This is a genomic window from Aquimarina sp. BL5 (assembly GCF_003443675.1).
Classification (GTDB): domain Bacteria; phylum Bacteroidota; class Bacteroidia; order Flavobacteriales; family Flavobacteriaceae; genus Aquimarina.
On sequence record NZ_CP031963.1, the window covers coordinates 5,546,029 to 5,563,933 of the forward strand.

Genomic DNA, 17,905 nt, shown 5'->3' on the forward strand with positions numbered 1-17,905 from the left:
TATAAAAGATAAAAACAATAGTGATGGCTTTTACAGGATCTTTAATTGAAAATAAAAACCCAATGATACAAGCAAAGCTAACCATTGGGAAACCTAATGATCAATATGAACAGGAGGCAGATCGTGTTGCTGATCAGGTGATGAAAATGCCAGTGAATCAAAATGCTTCTATTGAACGTAAATATGATAAATGTAAGGAGGAAGAATTACAAATGAAGCCATTAGCTGTATCTATTTCTTCTATTATTCAGAAACAAGCGAATGATAGTGGGGTAGTTGCGCCATCAAATATATCCCAATCTTTGGCAAAAAGTAAGGGTGGCGGTCAGAATATGGATGAATCTACTCAATCCTTTATGAATAAAGGTATTGGTGCGGATTTTTCTAATGTAAAGATTCATACAAATGATTCAGCTATCCAAATGAATCAATCCTTAGGTGCTAAGGCATTTACCAATGGGAATGATATTTATTTTAATAAGGGGCAGTATAACCCTCAAAGCTCTGAAGGGAAACATTTGTTGGCACATGAGTTGACGCATGTGGTACAGCAGGGAGGAAGTGAAAAACAAGGAAAAAAACAAAATGATGTAATTCAAAGATATATCGATGCTCATGGAACTAAAGGATCAGCAATAGGTCATTCCTATAGGATATCAGATGATTTGACTACTGCAGTTAAAGTTGGCTATCCGAATCATGATTTATATGCTAAAGCGGGAAAAGTAGCACCGGCTAATACCAAATTAGCAAGTGTTGGATCAGGAATCGAACTCATAGAAGAAAGTAAAACCTTTCAAGTGTCAAGTAAAGGTAGAACAAGAACCTTAAAGAAGGTAAGTCCCAAAAATAAACAGAATACTACCTCAGGAAATACTATGAAAATCTCGGATGATTGTGGAACAAGTTGCTCTGTTGTAGTAGGAAGTACTAGTCGAACTGCTTTACATAGGGATGCCATGACAGGAGCTAATTCTAAAACGGCTGCAACAAGTCCGGCTTTAATGAAAGCCGAAATAATAAAAAAACTACTAAATAAATGGCTAACAATGGCATCAACATCTGTATTGACAAAAACTAAAATAATCGAAACATTAACTAAAGCAAATGCTAAACTATTAGAAGTTAATGTAGCTAAGGCAGATTTTTTAGCAGCGGTTTCAGATGCAGAAAAAGAGATGAAAGGAGATATATATTGGGCAAAAGTAGAGGAGTATGGAGATATTATGATGTCTTACTATAATAAACAATCTGAATCAAAACGGGAAGAAATTGATAAGTATTTAAAAATAAATAAATATGCAAACCCAAATGTAGGACAAGGTTATACAATGTCTTCAGGAGGTACTAATTATCCGGGAGAAAGGACCTGGAATTTTCATTGGGGAGGTGTAGTTATGAAAAGCGATGATCAGAAAGATACTATAACATTAGAAAATTATGCGGTGCCTGGAAATGTAGAAAATGAAAGATGGGATTTTGCTATGTATGGAACCGCAGCAAAAAAAGGACAGACTTTTCACGAGCAACATCATGACACAAAACAACATGGTGATAAACCTACTACCATGACCATTGAGAAAAAATGATACAAAAAATTATTTATACTAGTATAATCTTGTTGTTTATAGCATGTAACTCAAAAACGTCATCAAAGAAGATGGAACATATTAGCACTGATTTTGAATTTAATAAAAGTATAACCTTAACCGGTATATATGTCAAAAGTACAATATCTAAAAGAGAGCAGGGAGATCATATAGGTCATTATAAAATAATTACAGATGACTTAAAGGAAGTAATATTATTACCTCCATATAGTAAGGAATCTGTAAGGCCAAAAGAAGAGGTTCAAAGTTTTGAAGGAAAAAAAGTAGAAGTTACTGGTGTTATTAAAGAGAATACTTCTCTTTCACCACCTTCATTAGAAAATCAACCTATATCAGTTAATATACCTTGCTTTATTACTATAGAATCTATTCAATTAGCAAAATAGTAAATAATTTTTCTCAAATCATCGGGTAAATGTGAAATGCAATAACGTAAAAAAGGAATAGAAATATAAATATGTAAATAATGGGATCACCAACTTTCATATCAAAAAAAGAAAAGGAGCTACAATCAAAATTAAAGATTGGAGTACCTAATGATATACATGAAAAGAAGGCAGATCAAATTGCTAATGATGTAATAAAAGTAAATTCATCTGGAGAAGGGGCTATCCAGAGAAAATGTAATGAATGTGATGATGAATTACAAATGAAGCCATTACAGAGTACTACTGATGTAATGATTCAAAAACAAGATGAGGATGAAAATGATCATCCGTACCAATTAACCATGCCAGAAATAGGTAGTAGTTTATCCTATAAACCTAATCTGAGTTTCGGTATTCCTGAATTAAAATTAGATCCTAAAATAGCATTCGAAATAAAGATGATGGAAATAAGAAGAATGTTATCCATAGACTTACTTAAACAACAAGCTCCAAAAATTAATACAGTTTATGGTCCTCAGCTACCACCAACGTATGGTCTTCAATTGCCACCGGCTTATAATCCTCAATTGCTGCCCCCAACACCATCTTATATCCCATCGTTAATCCCAAATATACCGCCATTAACAACCCCAAAAAAACCAGAACCAAAAGACGTAAAACCAAGAAAAGGAAGCCCGGGAGATATTGTAAAAGCTATTATGGGAATTCCAGTCATTAAAACTAAACTAGAGGAGATACAAGCAACTGCAGAAAAATATGCAGAAAACACCTATAATGGGTTGTCTACAGGAGGTAAAGTAGGTGTTATTAGTGGTGCAGTAACCCTGGCGGGAGGTACCGTAGCAGGTTTGTTAGTAATGCCAAGGGAAGATAGATTATCTTTATTAGATCCTCTAAGCGGTGTAGCAATTCCAATTCCAGGAACACCAGTATCAGTCACATATACAAGTATGGATATGAAAAAAATTGTTCCTTCAGCCTCTGATAATGCTCCTAAGGTAGAACAAGTAATGATAGGTGTGAATGTAGGGAAAATACTTCCGAAAAGTTGGGGATTTAAATGAAAGAGATATGTTTACAATAGCGAATAAAAGTAGAATACAACCTAAGCTTACTATTGGCCAGCCCAATGATCGATATGAACAAGAGGCGGATCAAGTGGCAGATCAGGTAATGAAAATGTCAACTTCTCAAATTCCTAGCTTACAACTTAAATGCGCAAAATGTGAAGAAGAAGAGTTGCAAATGAAACCTCTGTCGAAAACTATCGAACCAATTATTCAAAAACAGGAAGAGGAACCGATCACTCGACAAGGAAATAGGGATGCAAATCAACAAATGGCGCTAAGCCAATTATGTAATAGAACTTTTACAACTAGTGAAGAAGCACAAAGGCAATCTATTTATGAGGGGTTTATTCGAGGCCTTACGGGAGTAAATTCTAGTGTAGAAAGGGTAATCAAAATTTCTATGTGCAGATTTTCGCTAAGGCAATTAAGTAAAATGTCAAGAGCCGGGCTTCGTATCTGGACACATGGGAGTGTGCCTTCCGTTTTTGAAGGAGTAGTTCAAATTAACTCTAGAGGTGGGTCAGCTTCTTATGTTCGAGGTATTAGAACTATTTTTCTAAGAGAAACTATTAATACCGCTTGGTTAACTCATGAAATGGCTCATGCTTGGGATCATATTAGGATAATACCAAGGCGTAATTTGGTAAGACTAGAAAACCTGAACTCGAGAAGAAGAAGAAGGTTAATTCTTAATCCGGGAAATTATTTGTCAGAAACTAGTAGAAGGCAAAATATAGACAGAATAGGGGCGCGAAGACCCACAAGAATGACTTTTGATCGGATGTTTCAAAATTATAGAAGAAGAGTTCCTCGCAGAGAGTTAGCATTTTCTCAAGGTTCGCGAACGGGGTATTCTATGACAAGTTCACAAGAATTTTATGCTGAAGGTTACACCGTGTTTCAGGGTAGTTTTATTGGTCAGCAAGCAAAATTATATAATTATGCCATAGAATTGTATAACTTCTTAAATAATGAAGCAAATAGGGAACAAATGCCAACACCAAATCTGAACGCAGTAATACAAGAAGCAAGACAATTACCAAGGGCTAGACCAATATGATATTTAATCTATTTAAAATAGATATGTTATAGTTTTTGCTGCAAAGAACGCCTTTATGCACGATAACAGGAAAACACCCCTAGAAAGAATAGTTTTTTACCTTATTGAAAATCAGTTAAATAAGAGTAAATTTAAGTTCTAAAGCGATCAATGATGAAAAAAACAGCATATCAGAAAGAATTAGCAATCAAGGCTACTCAAAAAAGGGAAGGAACTGATAATAACAAAAGAGATGTCATGAAAATTCAATCCTGGCTCACCCTTTTCTCTATGAGGAATCCAGATAGCGGAACCGCAACTGGTATCGACGGAGATTTTGGCCCTGCTACAGAAAGGGCTGTAAAAAATTTTCAGAGTTTTAATAGCCTAACAAAAACAGGTATTGTTGATCAAGAGCTCTTCGATAAACTTTCATCCAACTTAAAAGAAGCTTTTGAAAAACCATTGGTTGGTAATAATCTAAGATCTTTGATGATAGAAGTTGCAGAAAACCACTTAAAACAACATCCTTTCGAACTGGAAATACAAGGACAATCTAATAGTGGTCCTTGGGTTCGGAGTTATATGGATGGTCATGATGGATCTCCTTGGTTTTGGTGTATGGGATTTGCACAAACAATACTTGATCAAGCTTCAAGTGCTATTGATAAAAATTTTAAAGCATTAATGCCACTTACTTACAGTTGTGATACAGTTGGTAATACAGGTTTAGAAAAAGGCTTGCTATCCAGGTATCAAAAAATAAGAAGAGATCCTTCTCTATTAAAACAAGGTGATATTTTCCTAATTCAGAAATCACGTCTAGATTGGACGCATACTGGTGTAATAATAGCTGTAGAAGGTGATGTTATCGAAACGGTAGAAGGAAATACAAATCATCAGGGATCTAGAAATGGTGTAGCGGTTATGAAGAGAACTAGAAGTTTGAGAAGATCTAAAATAGATGTATTTTCTATTGAACCCTTGGTGTGATAATTACTCAATTATCTATAATTAATGTAAAAAGGAAATAGACCCTGAAAAGAAAGTAAACTACCTCATGGCAAGCCCATTATGCATTTGATTGAAAATAATTTTAGATGCAAGCCTTGGAGCATTTAAATCTCGATTATCGAGTAAAAATGATATTGAATTTAAATTAGTTAGATATGAAAACCACCGAAATTGTTTTATTAGCGCTAGGTAGTGTATTGTTCTTGTTTTCTATTATTATGATGGTATTGCTATTTAAAAAAGATAAACCATTTATTAAGATTATTTGGTTTTTGGTATTGTCATTTTTAATGATGGGATTTTCAGTGATCAAAGAAGCAGATGTTGCAGGAATTTTTAAATATAAAAAAGAACAAGAATTATCGCAGCTTATGGTATTATCAAATGCTTTGCAAGAATGCCCAGATAACGAAGTCATTAAAAAAGAGCTACAACAAAAATTAAAGACTTACGAAGAGCATGATCATAGCGTTGAAAAGCCCGAAGATTTAGAAAAAATAGGCAAAGCATATTTACTTTTAGGAGATGAAGATAAGTTAATTTCATACTCAGATAAAATACTTTCAGAAGATACTACGAACCTAACAGCAAAGACATTAAAAAAAGCAGCGGTTACTCAAAATATGATAAAAACACTGCCTGATCAAATAAATAAAAGACGGACTGCATTAAAAGTAAAACAAAATATAGAAACCTTAAAGAAAGAACCTACTGTAGATCCAAAACAAATAATACGTTTAGAGAACATGTACAAAACTGCTATTAAAAAAATAGCGGATACGGTTCCACATGGTAATTAAAAAAGAATACCTCAAAGAAGGTAAAATGGTTACCATATAATGCTAATTTAAGAGGTTATAAACTATTTACCTATGTTATTAACAATCATATAGATTAACACCGGGAAATCAATATTTTTAAAAAGGAATCATCTTTCTGGATGAATAAAGTTTAAAAATATTGATATATGAATCGATTAACTGTTTTGTTATTTCTTATGGGTATTGTGGCCTGTAATACTTCAGAAAAGAACGCTAGTAAGAAAGCAGAACCGTCTTTAGTCAAAGAGAATACTCCTAAAGTTGTTATAGAAAAGCCTCTAAAACTGACAAAAAACCAAGCGAATACTTTGGCAGCATTACCATTAGCTTGTATCCATACAGAGTATCCAAATAAATTAGGACAAACTATAGGAAGTAAAGAAGATTTGGGAGAACCTAAAGCCCTGCATCCTGCGTTTTATGGATGTTTTGATTGGCACTCTGCGGTTCATGGACATTGGTCATTGGTAAAGCTACTAAAATCTTTTCCAGAACTAGAAAAAGCCACTGAGATAAAAACAAAGCTTACCCAAAGTATCTCCAAAGAAAATATAGAAGCAGAAATAGCATACTTTAATAGAAAACATAGTACATCCTATGAACGAACCTATGGTTGGGCTTGGTTGTTAAAACTAGCGGAAGAAATTCATGCCTGGGAGGATCCAATAGCAAGAGATCTGGAACAAAACTTACAACCATTGACGGATTTGATAGTGCAGCGATATATAGATTTTTTGCCAAAACTGAAGTATCCGATTCGAGTAGGTGAGCATACCAATACTGCATTTGGGCTGTCCTTTGCATTGGATTATGCAAACACTCTTAAAGATGAAAAGCTTAAAAACATCATTGCCTCTAGAGCAAAAGATTTTTATAGTAAGGATGCGAATTGCCCAATAGGGTGGGAACCTAGTGGGTATGATTTCTTATCACCTTGTTTAGAAGAAGTGGATTTAATGCGTAAAGTATTAGATAAAGCATCTTTTAACACTTGGATTAGTGATTTTATGCTACAACTCAAAAGGCATGATTTTAAGATTGAGCTAGGAGAGGTTTCGGATCGTAGTGATGGAAAGTTGGTACATCTGGATGGTCTTAATTTTAGCAGAGCATGGGTATTGTATGGATTAGCAAGTCAATATCCAGAATATGAACATCTCATCGCTTTAGCAAATCAACACGTACAATATTCATTACCTAATCTTGTTGGGGACAGTTATGAGGGAGGACATTGGCTGGGATCTTTTGCAATTTATGCACTTGAAGATCGATCTCAATAATTAGATCAATCAGATCCGAAGAGGTTTTTACATACATAATAATTTAAAAGTAAACATGTGAAAAAGTGGTTTTCTAACATCGGTCCTGGAACATTAGTTACTGCAGCGTTTATTGGTCCTGGAACGGTTACTGTCTGTACCTTGGCTGGTGTGCAATTTGGGTATTCTTTACTATGGGCGTTAGTGTTATCGATACTAGCTTGTATCGTTTTACAAGAGATGTCGGCACGTTTAGGAATAATTACTCAAAAAGGTTTGAGTGAAGTAGTAAAATCACAATTCGATAACAAAATAGTAAGATGGATACTGATTGGAGTTATTCTTTCAGCCATTTTTATAGGGAATGCGGCATATGAAGCGGGCAATATTAGCGGAGGTGTATTAGGGTTGTCTACTATTTTAGGATCACCAATCATAAAGATAGGAGCTTTCTCGATTAATTATATGAGTATCACTATTGGGATAATAGCCTTTATACTATTGTATATTGGTAATTATAAAGTATTAGAACGTAGTCTAGTAGTACTCGTATTATTTATGAGTATTGCGTTTATTATAACTGCTATTGTCACAAAACCAGACCTCTCTTTGTTATTCAAAGGTTTTGTACCTGACCTTTCAGCGGATAAAATACTTACTATTGTGGGATTGATAGGAACAACAGTTGTACCATATAATTTGTTTCTTCATGCATCGATAGTGAGTGAAAAATGGAAGACTAAAGAAGATCTCCCTGCTGCCAGAAAAGATACTATTGTAGCAATAGTGTTAGGAGGATTGGTCTCAATGGCAATCATCATAGCAGGAGCAGCTATCCAGCAAACAGAAGTAAATAATGCTGCTGATTTGGCAAAAGGGCTAGAGCCAGTTTTTGGGTCTATGGCAAAATATGTATTGTCATTGGGGTTATTTGCAGCCGGAATTACTTCGGCAATTACTTCACCTTTGGCTGCAGCGTATGTGGTAAAAGGATGTATGGGATGGCAAGATGGATTGAAAAGTAAATCCTTTAGAAGTGTATGGATGTTTATCCTTTTTCTAGGTGTTTTGTTTTCTTCTTTAGGAATTAAATCTATAGTAATTATCCGATTTGCACAAGTGGCAAATGGACTTCTTTTACCGATCATAGCAATCTTTCTTTTATGGGTAATGAATCAGAAAAATATTTTGGGGAATTTTACTAATTCTATAAAACAAAACATACTCGGTTTTTTGATTGTATTTATTACTTGTTTTTTGGGGTTTAGAGGTGTTTGGAAAGTTATAATAAGTTTGTGAGAAAAATCTTTATTAAGAGTAGGAATGTTTAAAAAAATATTATTGAATTCTGATGTTGGAGAAGAGGCTGGTTTTGATGAGCGGATCATGCCGTATATATCATGGTGCAATATTGCATGCGGAGTTCATGCAGGCAATGATCAAGTGATTCAAAAAACAATTGATTTAGCACTGGAGTATCAAGTGAAAATTGGAGCGCATCCATCATATCCCGATAGAGAAAATTTCGGAAGAATGGTGATGGATATTTCATACGATGAACTTGTAGCAACTTTGATAGATCAAATTCAAAAAGTGAAATATTATACAGAAAAAATGGGAGGACAGTTACATCATGTGAAACCTCATGGTGCATTGTATAACGAAGCTGTGAAAAATGAAGAGGTAGCAAATTCAATTGTTGATTCTGTTAAAAATATCGATAAAAGTTTAATTATTATAACCCCTAAAGATTCATTAATTTCTTATATTTGCAAAGGAAATATTGAAGTGAAGCATGAGGTTTTTGCTGATCGAAATTACAATGAAGATTTAACCTTGGTTTCGCGTTCTGAAAAAAAAGCAGTGCTTACGGAGCCGAAAAAAGTTTTTGATCATGTGTTTAGAATGGTTTCTGACGGAAAAGTGAAAACGATAAAAGGTGAGGAGGTGTCAATTTATTTTGACACGATTTGTGTACATGGAGATAATCCAAAATCGGTTGAGATTTTAGAGTATCTATATAAGGAGTTTTTGAAACGAAATTTTGTGTTGAAATGAAAAAATCTAATACCAAATTTCAATACAAACGCTACAGTGAGCATGCAATTTTGATTCAAGGGCCGTCAAAAATTGACGAAACTTTGCTGGAAAACCTTCTTTTTTATAAAAAATCAATCGAAAAATTTTATGGTAAACTAATTATTGAAGTAATCTTATCATATAACTCGCTTTTAATTTATTATGCGTCTACTATAGAGAATGTCTATGATGAAGTTTTAACACTTAAATCTTTGTTTTCTGATGAGTTTGAGAATCAGGCGTCAAAAAAACGTTTGTGGAAAGTGCCAGTATGTTACTCAAATTCTCTCGCTCCAGAGCTCTCTTCTTTTGCTGTGAATAAATCTATGGAAATTGATGAGGTGATTTCGTTACACACTACTCCGTTATATACTGTTTATTTTATAGGTTTTTTACCTGGGTTTTTATACTTGGGTGGATTGGATGAGAAGTTATTTGCGCCTAGAAAATCTACACCAAGTCAAAAATTGGAACATGGGTCTGTTGCTATTGGTGGAAATCAAACAGGGATTTATCCTTGTGATAGTCCTGGTGGTTGGCACGTAATAGGTAAAACACCAGTGAGATTTTTTGATATAAATGCTGATAATTGTTGTTTTGCCTCTCCGGGAGATAAGATTCAGTTTATATCGATTACAGAAGAACAATATAACGATATAGGTTTATTGGTGAATACTAGTAATAGTATACCTGAAAGCAAGATTTTATGATTTCATCAGTTAAAATTATTTCTTCAGGTTTGTATACTACGATTCAAGATCGAGGACGTTTTGGGTATTCTAAATATGGAGTTCCTAAAAGTGGTGCTATGGATTTTCAGTCATTTTCTTTGGCCAACGCAGTTTTAAATAATGATGAAAATTGTGCGGTTATAGAATGGACCATGATTCCTCCGGTTTTGGAATTTGAAGGTGATACAATTATTGCTGTTACTGGAGCAGTTTGTATTCCGTTTTTGAATGATGTTGAACATAGAATGAACTGTCAATTACAGGTCAGGAAGGGCGACGTTTTAAAACTTAAAAGTGTTATAAATGGTGTATATGGATTTGTAGGAATTAGATATGGATTTCAATCAGAATTGTGTTTAGGTAGTAGATCTCAATATAATATGGTAACAGCTTCATCCGTACTTCGTAAAAATGACACTATTTTTTATAATAATTGTATCGATTTTTCAGCATCGAATTCTTCCATTCATGTACCGGTTTTTTGGAATGAATGTAGTATAATCCATGCTTTTAAAGGTCCAGAATTTGATCTTTTATCGGAAAGTCAAAAGGGTGATTTATTACATATGAATTTAACGATTTCCAAGGATAGAAATCGGATGGGAATTCCTTTGGATGAATCTTTAGAAAATGATTTTGAATCAATGTTAACTTCTCCGGTTTTACCAGGAACTGTTCAGTTGACTCCATCAGGTAAATTGATCATTTTGATGAGAGACTGCCAAACTACTGGAGGGTATCCTAGAATTTTGCAATTAACAAAAGATGCTATTAATCATATAGCTCAAAAAAGGATGGGTGAGCAAATAAAGTTTAAGTTAAAAAAGACTTTAGAATAATGGTTTGTTAATGTTTTTTCTCGTAATATTTTTTTTAGATATTATGAGAAATAAGTTACATGTTTTTCTGCTAAATCTGTGTTGTTTTTAAGAAGCGAATGAGTTTGTTATTTATTTGTAATAGTTGTTTTTATTAGTTAAAAAGGTGATAATTGATTTGTAAGTAGGGGGTAAATCCACCCTTTGTGCCTAGGGGGAAAACCCCCTAAGTGTGTTTTTTTGCAAATCTATATTATAGTGTTAAATATTTGATTTTAAATTGTTTAAGTGTGGGGTTTTACCGTAAATAGATTAAGTAAAAGGGTTGGGGCATTTGTGTAAAACTCGGATTTTTGGATATATTAGCAATTGTTAACCCAAAAAATATTTAAAGTTATGGCAAAAAAAGTACAAAAACCTCAGAAGTGTATTAAGGTAGAGGAAGCAAGAGAACTTCATAATAATTGGTGTAAGAAACGAGGGAAACGACTTCATAAAAAACTTGGATTCGAAGATGCTCGTGAGTTTCACTGGTCTGTAGCTGAGTTAGAAGAGTATCTAGCATATGTAAAACAGGAATCAGAAGAACAAGGGATTCAGGATCCAGGTATTAGGGTTTACTTAGGTGCGTATCCAAAGTCTAAATGTAAAATGGGACGAGGATATTCCACTTTATTTTTCTCGGCTACTGGTTCACGACCAGGAGCATCAGGAAAAGATGGAGGTATTGTAGAAAATAATTATGATATTCCCGCTTTTAATCACGGTAATAGCGGGCATCCGCCAAATGATTATTAATGAAAATTTTAGAGTTTAGTTTTACAGCGGCTGAATTTTTAGCAGCTTTAGTGGGAATTATATATATATATAAGTACCGTGTGGATAATGCAACACGGTACTTTGTGTATTTTTTATGCTTCAGTTTTTTTGTTGAATTACTCGGAGAACTTCCTACTTTAATTAAAAATAATGAAAGTCTAGATTTTTTAAATAATACTTTGTTGGCTAAGAATGCTTGGTTTTATAATATATATACAATTATAAGTATTCTGTTTTATGTCTGCTATTTTAAGTATTATTTGAAGTCAAGGTATCTGAAAAATATCTTAAATATTCTTTTGCTTGTATTCTTGTTGTCTTCTATTGTAAATTTGATAATTACAGATGTGTTTTTTGTTAGACAATCTTCTTATGTAATGGTTTTTGGAACCTTTCTAATTTTAATAAGTGTTTTCTTTTATTTTTTTGAAATGTTAAAAAGTGAAAAAATATTAGAATTCAATAAGGATTTTGTTTTTTATGTAGGTGTTGGTGCTTCTATTTTTCACCTTTGTATAACTCCTCTTTTTATCTATTTTAGATATTTTCACGATGATATAAGTCCAGAATTTGTTCAAATTCACAAAACAATTCTTTATACCTCTATTATTTTTATGTATACTTGTTTTACCATAGGGTTTTTAGTATGCTTCAAAAAGAACAAATCTTATTAATAGTTTATTTTATTGTTGTGATTCTTTTTTTGGTCACTTTTGCGATAATATTTTTTGTAGCTTTTCAGCGACGAAAGAATAAATTGCTTTTAGAACGATTCAAAGCTCAGCAACGTTTTGACGAAGAATTACAAAACTCCAAACTAGAAATCCAAGAGCAAACACTAAAAAATGTAAGTTGGGAGTTGCACGATAATATTGGTCAATTATTATCTACTGCAGTTATGCAAATCAATATTTTAAGCACCAATCTAGAACCAAAAATCAAAGAATCTGTACAAGATATAAGAGGATTGGTAGGTGATAGTTTACAGGAAATAAGAAACCTATCTAAAACCCTCAATCACGAGGTAATCCAGAATATAGGGTTGGAGAAATCCATACAAGTAGAATTAGATCGTTTTAAAAAACTCAATTTTCTAACACCTGAGTTTATAGTAACTGGAGAAGAATTGGTCATTAATCCTAAAGATGAGATTATTATTTATCGTATTATTCAGGAGTTTTTCTCCAATACGATTAAACATGCAGAAGCATCTCACTTATTGGTGAAATTAAAATATACACCAGATGATCTTACAATCGTCGTTCAGGATGATGGTATAGGGTATGATATGGAATCTGTACAGGCTAATTCTGGTTTGTTAAATATGAAAAGTAGAGCAGCTTTGATTAATGCAAATTTAGATTGTGTATCCGAACCAGGTAAAGGAGTATTGCTTACCTTGCGGTATCCATTTAAATATGAGGATAAGATATAATGAAATTTAAATCAAAATGAAGAAAAAAACTGTTGTTATTGTAGATGATCATCTTCTCTTTGCGCAATCTTTAGAAAGTCTTATCACAAATCTAGAAGGCTATGAGGTATTGGCAATCCTTAAGAACGGGAAAGAGCTTACACAATACTATTTACATAAAAGAAAAAAACCCGAGCTAGTTTTACTAGATGTAAAAATGCCGGTTATGGATGGTATCCAGACCATGCAATGGTTAAAAGAAAACCAACCGGAACAGAAGGTGTTGGCGTTGACCATGGAAGATGATGAAGAGACCATTATAAAAATGCTTAGAGCTGGAGCTAGAGGATATTTGCTAAAGGATATTCATCCCGAGAATTTTGAGTTCGCTATGAAAATGGTTATTGAGCAAGGATTTTACTATTCTAGTAAGATAGAGACTGCGCTAAAATTTTCTGAAAAGCCCGACGCAGATATTATCCAAAGTCTTTCTGACAAATTAACAGATAGAGAATGGACATTTCTGAAATTTGCTTGTTCAGAACTTACATATAAAAGCATTGCTGGTGAGATGCATTTAAGTCCCAAGACTATAGAAAACTATAGAGAATCTGTTTTTAAAAAATTACAGGTAAAAACCAGAGTTGGACTTGTTATATATTGTATGAAAAATAATTTATTCAAGTTAGATTAAAAACCTTTTAAAAACAGAATTTGTTTTCAAGAAAAATTATTAGCTATATTTACAAAATATATGAAAAGTAAAAACATAAATATTAATAATGTCATTAGTATCGAGGTGATTATTTCGTCTTGATAAAGGGTGTTGTTGATATATAATATATTAAAATCCCTTTGCGTAAGTAAAGGGATTTTTTTTTAACCCATATGTTAAGTTTATAATGAAAGCAATAAAAAATAATAGTATCAATGTCATTAGTATTGTCGTGATTATTTCACTACGCTGAGGGATATTGATATAATTTATATACTAAGCTCCCTTCTAATTTGAAGGGAGTTTTTTTATGTCAAAAAAATAATGTGTAACAAAAATTAACAAATAGTGATTGTAAATGAAACAAGTGTAAGTAATTGTAAATCAGCAAATAAGATGTGTTTGGTAGTGGTTGGATGTTGTAAGCTTATTGAATAAAAATCAACAGTTTAGTCATTACGAAATAGTTTTATACTGTAGTTTGTTTGATTGATCATGGATTTATCAAAAAAACGGTTAAAATTTTAAGAAATTAATAAAAAATTCACATTCAGAAAGAATGAGCATTAATAAATATAGTAAGCAAGTTACACAAGACGATACGCAACCAGCAGCACAAGCAATGCTTCATGCGATAGGTTTAACTGATGAGGACTTTAAAAAACCATTAGTTGGTATCGCCAGTACAGGTTATGAAGGGAATCCCTGTAATATGCATCTTAATGATTTAGCAAAGCTAGTAAAGCAAGGAACGAAAGAAGCGGATGTAGTAGGATTGATATTTAATACGATTGGTGTTAGCGATGGTATTTCTATGGGAACACCAGGAATGCGTTTCTCATTACCATCTAGAGATGTAATAGCAGATTCTATGGAAACTGTTGTCCAAGCCATGTCTTATGATGGAATGGTAACAGTAGTAGGCTGTGATAAAAATATGCCAGGTGCTTTAATGGCAATGATCAGATTAAATCGACCGTCGATTTTAGTGTATGGAGGTACGATTGCTTCTGGATTGCATGCAGGAAAGAAACTGGATGTAGTTTCAGCTTTTGAAGCCTGGGGAGAAAAAGTAGCTGGAACCATCACACAAAACGAGTATAAAAATGTAATCGAAAAAGCATGTCCTGGAGCGGGTGCTTGCGGTGGTATGTATACAGCAAACACAATGGCCTCTGCTATAGAGGCTTTAGGAATGTCTTTGCCGTATAACTCATCTAATCCCGCAATTAGTAACAATAAAGAAGAAGAGAGTATCGCGGCAGGACGCGCAATGCGAACACTTTTAGAAAAAGATATTAAGCCTTTAGATATAGTTACTAAAAAGTCTCTAGAGAATGCCATACGATTGGTTACTATATTAGGAGGCTCTACCAATGCCGTGTTACACTTTTTGGCAATTGCCAGAGCTGCGGATGTAGAATTCACCTTAGCAGACTTTCAGAGAATAAGTGATGAAACACCATTTTTAGCCGATCTAAAGCCTAGTGGGAAATACTTGATGGAAGATGTACACGAAGTAGGTGGAATTCCAGCTGTGCTTAAATATTTACTAAAAAAAGGATTATTGCACGGAGATTGTCTGACAGTTACTGGAAATACACTTGCAGAAAATTTATTGGATGTGCCGGATCTTTCTGAAGGACAAGACGTAATAAAATCTTTAGAAAATCCGATTAAGCCTACGGGACATCTCAGAATCATGTTTGGGAACCTAGCAGAAGATGGTTGTGTAGCAAAAATAACAGGAAAAGAAGGACTTCGTTTTCAAGGAAAAGCAATAGTTTTTAATAGCGAATATGATGCTAATGATGGAATTAGAGATGGTAAAGTAGAAAAAGGGAATGTTGTCGTCATTAGGTACGAAGGTCCTAAAGGAGGTCCCGGAATGCCAGAAATGTTAAAACCAACAGCGGCAATCATGGGAGCGGGCCTTGGTAAAGAGGTTGCACTAATTACAGACGGTAGATTCTCTGGAGGAACTCACGGGTTTGTGGTAGGACATATCACTCCAGAAGCGCAAGAAGGAGGTTTGATAGGATTGGTAGAAGATGGAGATATCATTACCATTGATGCCGAAACAAATTCTATTACAGTTGCGATAGAGGAAGAAGAAATTAAAAGAAGAAAAGCTTCTTGGGTTCAACCACCATTGAAATTCAGTAAAGGAGTTTTATATAAATATGCAAATACAGTTTCATCAGCATCACAAGGATGCGTGACAGATGAATTTTAGTAAGAACTTCGGTATATAAAGTATTTGAAGTCAATAATTCGTCATTCTGGTGAAAACAGGAATCTAAGAACATTCCAGTAAATAACTGGAATATAAAAAAATATAGCGTAATGGAAACACAAACGCAAACAATAGAAAAGGAAGCAAAAGAAACTACCGGTATTATGACTGGAGCAGAAGCTGTAATACATTGTCTGTTAGCAGAAGGTGTGGATCTTATTTATGGATATCCCGGTGGAGCGATCATGCCCGTTTATGATGAGCTTTATAAGTTTCAGGATAAATTACAGCATGTACTTACTAGACATGAACAAGGAGCGACACATGCTGCGCAAGGATATGCCAGAACAAGTGGTAAAGTCGGTGTAGCAATTGCAACATCTGGACCAGGAGCGACGAATTTCGTTACAGGAATAGCGGATGCTCAGATCGATTCTACCCCTATGGTATGTATTACAGGGCAAGTAGGTTCTCATTTATTAGGATCTGATGCTTTTCAAGAAACAGATATTATTGGAATTTCTACACCAATCACTAAATGGAATCATCAGGTAACCAAAGCAGAAGATATTCCTACTGTGTTAGCCAAAGCATTTTATATTGCGCGTTCTGGTCGTCCTGGTCCGGTTTTAATCGATATAACAAAAGACGCTCAGTTTGGTGAGCTTGATTTTAAATATGTAAAATGTAAGGGAGTAAGAAGCTATAAACCAGTTCCTGAAACTGATCCTAAAACATTAGAGCAAGCTGCTAGTTTGATTAACAATGCAAAAAAACCAATGATTGTTTTTGGTCAAGGAGTTATTCTTGGCGAAGCAGAGGAAGAATTAAAAAACTTTATTGAGAAAACTAAAATTCCATCTGCTTGGACAATTTTAGGGTTATCAGCATTACCAACTGCACATCCACTTAATGTGGGTATGGTGGGGATGCACGGTAATTATGGGCCTAATAAACTTACGAATGAATGCGACCTCCTCTTAGCGATAGGAATGCGTTTCGATGATCGTGTAACGGGTAATTTAGAAACGTACGCAAAACAGGCTAAAGTAATTCATTTTGAAATTGACCCTGCAGAAGTAAATAAAAATGTGAAGGCGGATGTAGCAGTTATGGGTGATGTAAAAAATACACTCGCAGAAATACTTCCGATGGTTGAGTCTAGTAATCACAACGCTTGGTTACAAGAGTTTAAAGATTTTGACACTATAGAATATGATAAGGTGATCAAAGAGGAGTTATATCCTTCTAAAGAAGGTCTTTCTATGGGAGAGGTGCTTAGAGGTATTAATGAGGAAACAAAAGGAGATGCTGTTATTGTTTCTGATGTTGGACAACACCAAATGATAGCCTGTAGGTATGCTGAGTTTATAAAATCTAAAAGTAACGTTACTTCTGGTGGTTTAGGAACCATGGGATTTGCATTACCTGCTGCGATTGGAGCGAAAATGGGAGCCCCAGAGAGAGAAGTTGTAGCTATTATTGGCGATGGTGGATATCAAATGACCATACAAGAATTGGGAACTATTTTTCAGACTAGAGTTCCTGTAAAGATTGTAGTTCTTAATAATGATTTCCTAGGAATGGTACGTCAATGGCAACAATTGTTTTTTGATAAGCGATATGCATCTACAGAAATGGTGAATCCAGATTTTGTAATGATTGCAAAGGGATATCATATAGAAGCCAAAAAAGTAACAAAAAGAGAAGACTTGCCAGGTGCTATTGCAGAAATGATAGCTTCAAAAGAACCATATTTTTTAGAAGTATGTGTAGAAAAAGAAAATAACGTGTTTCCGATGATACCTACAGGGGCATCGGTTTCGGATATAAGATTAGAGTAATAAGAAGGTTGCCATTCTAGTGTAGGCTAGAATCTATAAAATGATAT

Annotated in this window: 16 protein-coding genes; all 16 read left to right on the plus strand. The window is 34.1% G+C overall.

The window, feature by feature from the left end:
- Nucleotides 1–23: 23 nt before the first annotated feature.
- The 16 genes from D1818_RS23315 to ilvB all read left to right on the plus strand — a co-directional run bounded on the left by D1818_RS23315 (nt 24) and on the right by ilvB (nt 17,858).
- The gene (locus D1818_RS23315) at nt 24–1,589 is read left to right on the plus strand and encodes a DUF4157 domain-containing protein (RefSeq protein WP_118462392.1); all 1,566 of its coding nucleotides are present in this window, start codon (nt 24–26) and stop codon (nt 1,587–1,589) included.
- A 71-nt stretch (nt 1,590–1,660) separates the two neighbouring features.
- Complete coding sequence (locus D1818_RS23320) at nt 1,661–1,996, plus strand: hypothetical protein (protein ID WP_118462394.1); 336 nt, start codon at nt 1,661–1,663, stop codon at nt 1,994–1,996.
- 80 nt (nt 1,997–2,076) lie between these two features.
- Nucleotides 2,077–3,063 (plus strand): hypothetical protein, encoded by a 987-nt coding sequence (locus D1818_RS23325; RefSeq protein ID WP_118462396.1) that lies wholly within the window; start codon nt 2,077–2,079, stop codon nt 3,061–3,063.
- A 7-nt stretch (nt 3,064–3,070) separates the two neighbouring features.
- Nucleotides 3,071–4,129, plus strand: coding sequence for a hypothetical protein (locus D1818_RS23330; RefSeq protein ID WP_118462398.1), 1,059 nt, complete (start codon nt 3,071–3,073; stop codon nt 4,127–4,129).
- A gap of 153 nt (nt 4,130–4,282) precedes the next feature.
- Nucleotides 4,283–5,101 (plus strand): peptidoglycan-binding protein, encoded by an 819-nt coding sequence (locus tag D1818_RS23335; protein WP_118462400.1) that lies wholly within the window; start codon nt 4,283–4,285, stop codon nt 5,099–5,101.
- Nucleotides 5,102–5,277: 176 nt separating this feature from the next.
- The gene (locus tag D1818_RS23340; protein ID WP_118462402.1) at nt 5,278–5,922 is read left to right on the plus strand and encodes a hypothetical protein; all 645 of its coding nucleotides are present in this window, start codon (nt 5,278–5,280) and stop codon (nt 5,920–5,922) included.
- Nucleotides 5,923–6,089: 167 nt separating this feature from the next.
- Nucleotides 6,090–7,223, plus strand: a complete 1,134-nt coding sequence (locus D1818_RS23345; protein WP_118462404.1) for a DUF2891 domain-containing protein — start codon at nt 6,090–6,092, stop codon at nt 7,221–7,223.
- A gap of 57 nt (nt 7,224–7,280) precedes the next feature.
- On the plus strand, nt 7,281–8,501 hold the full coding sequence (locus D1818_RS23350; RefSeq protein WP_118462406.1) for an Nramp family divalent metal transporter: 1,221 nt from the start codon (nt 7,281–7,283) through the stop codon (nt 8,499–8,501).
- 42 nt (nt 8,502–8,543) lie between these two features.
- Nucleotides 8,544–9,260: a 5-oxoprolinase subunit PxpA gene (gene pxpA / locus D1818_RS23355; RefSeq protein WP_205487260.1), complete on the plus strand. Its 717-nt coding sequence runs from the start codon at nt 8,544–8,546 to the stop codon at nt 9,258–9,260.
- Nucleotides 9,257–9,991, plus strand: coding sequence for a 5-oxoprolinase subunit PxpB (gene pxpB / locus D1818_RS23360; protein ID WP_118462410.1), 735 nt, complete (start codon nt 9,257–9,259; stop codon nt 9,989–9,991). The genes pxpA and pxpB overlap by 4 nt, the downstream gene beginning before the upstream one ends.
- Nucleotides 9,988–10,851 (plus strand): biotin-dependent carboxyltransferase family protein, encoded by an 864-nt coding sequence (locus tag D1818_RS23365; RefSeq protein WP_118462412.1) that lies wholly within the window; start codon nt 9,988–9,990, stop codon nt 10,849–10,851. The genes pxpB and D1818_RS23365 overlap by 4 nt, the downstream gene beginning before the upstream one ends.
- 375 nt (nt 10,852–11,226) lie before the next feature.
- Entirely contained in the window at nt 11,227–11,628 is a 402-nt protein-coding gene (locus tag D1818_RS23370) for a hypothetical protein (RefSeq protein WP_118462414.1), read from the plus strand.
- Between the two features lie 667 nt (nt 11,629–12,295).
- Nucleotides 12,296–13,084, plus strand: a complete 789-nt coding sequence (locus D1818_RS23380; RefSeq protein ID WP_118462418.1) for a sensor histidine kinase — start codon at nt 12,296–12,298, stop codon at nt 13,082–13,084.
- A 16-nt stretch (nt 13,085–13,100) separates the two neighbouring features.
- Nucleotides 13,101–13,757, plus strand: coding sequence for a response regulator transcription factor (locus tag D1818_RS23385; RefSeq protein ID WP_118462421.1), 657 nt, complete (start codon nt 13,101–13,103; stop codon nt 13,755–13,757).
- 580 nt (nt 13,758–14,337) lie between these two features.
- Nucleotides 14,338–16,014: a dihydroxy-acid dehydratase gene (gene ilvD, locus D1818_RS23390; protein ID WP_118462423.1), complete on the plus strand. Its 1,677-nt coding sequence runs from the start codon at nt 14,338–14,340 to the stop codon at nt 16,012–16,014.
- 110 nt (nt 16,015–16,124) lie between these two features.
- Nucleotides 16,125–17,858 carry a biosynthetic-type acetolactate synthase large subunit gene (gene ilvB, locus D1818_RS23395; protein ID WP_118462425.1) on the plus strand — a complete coding sequence of 578 codons (1,734 nt, stop codon included), beginning with the start codon at nt 16,125–16,127 and terminating at the stop codon, nt 17,856–17,858.
- Nucleotides 17,859–17,905: the final 47 nt, after the last annotated feature.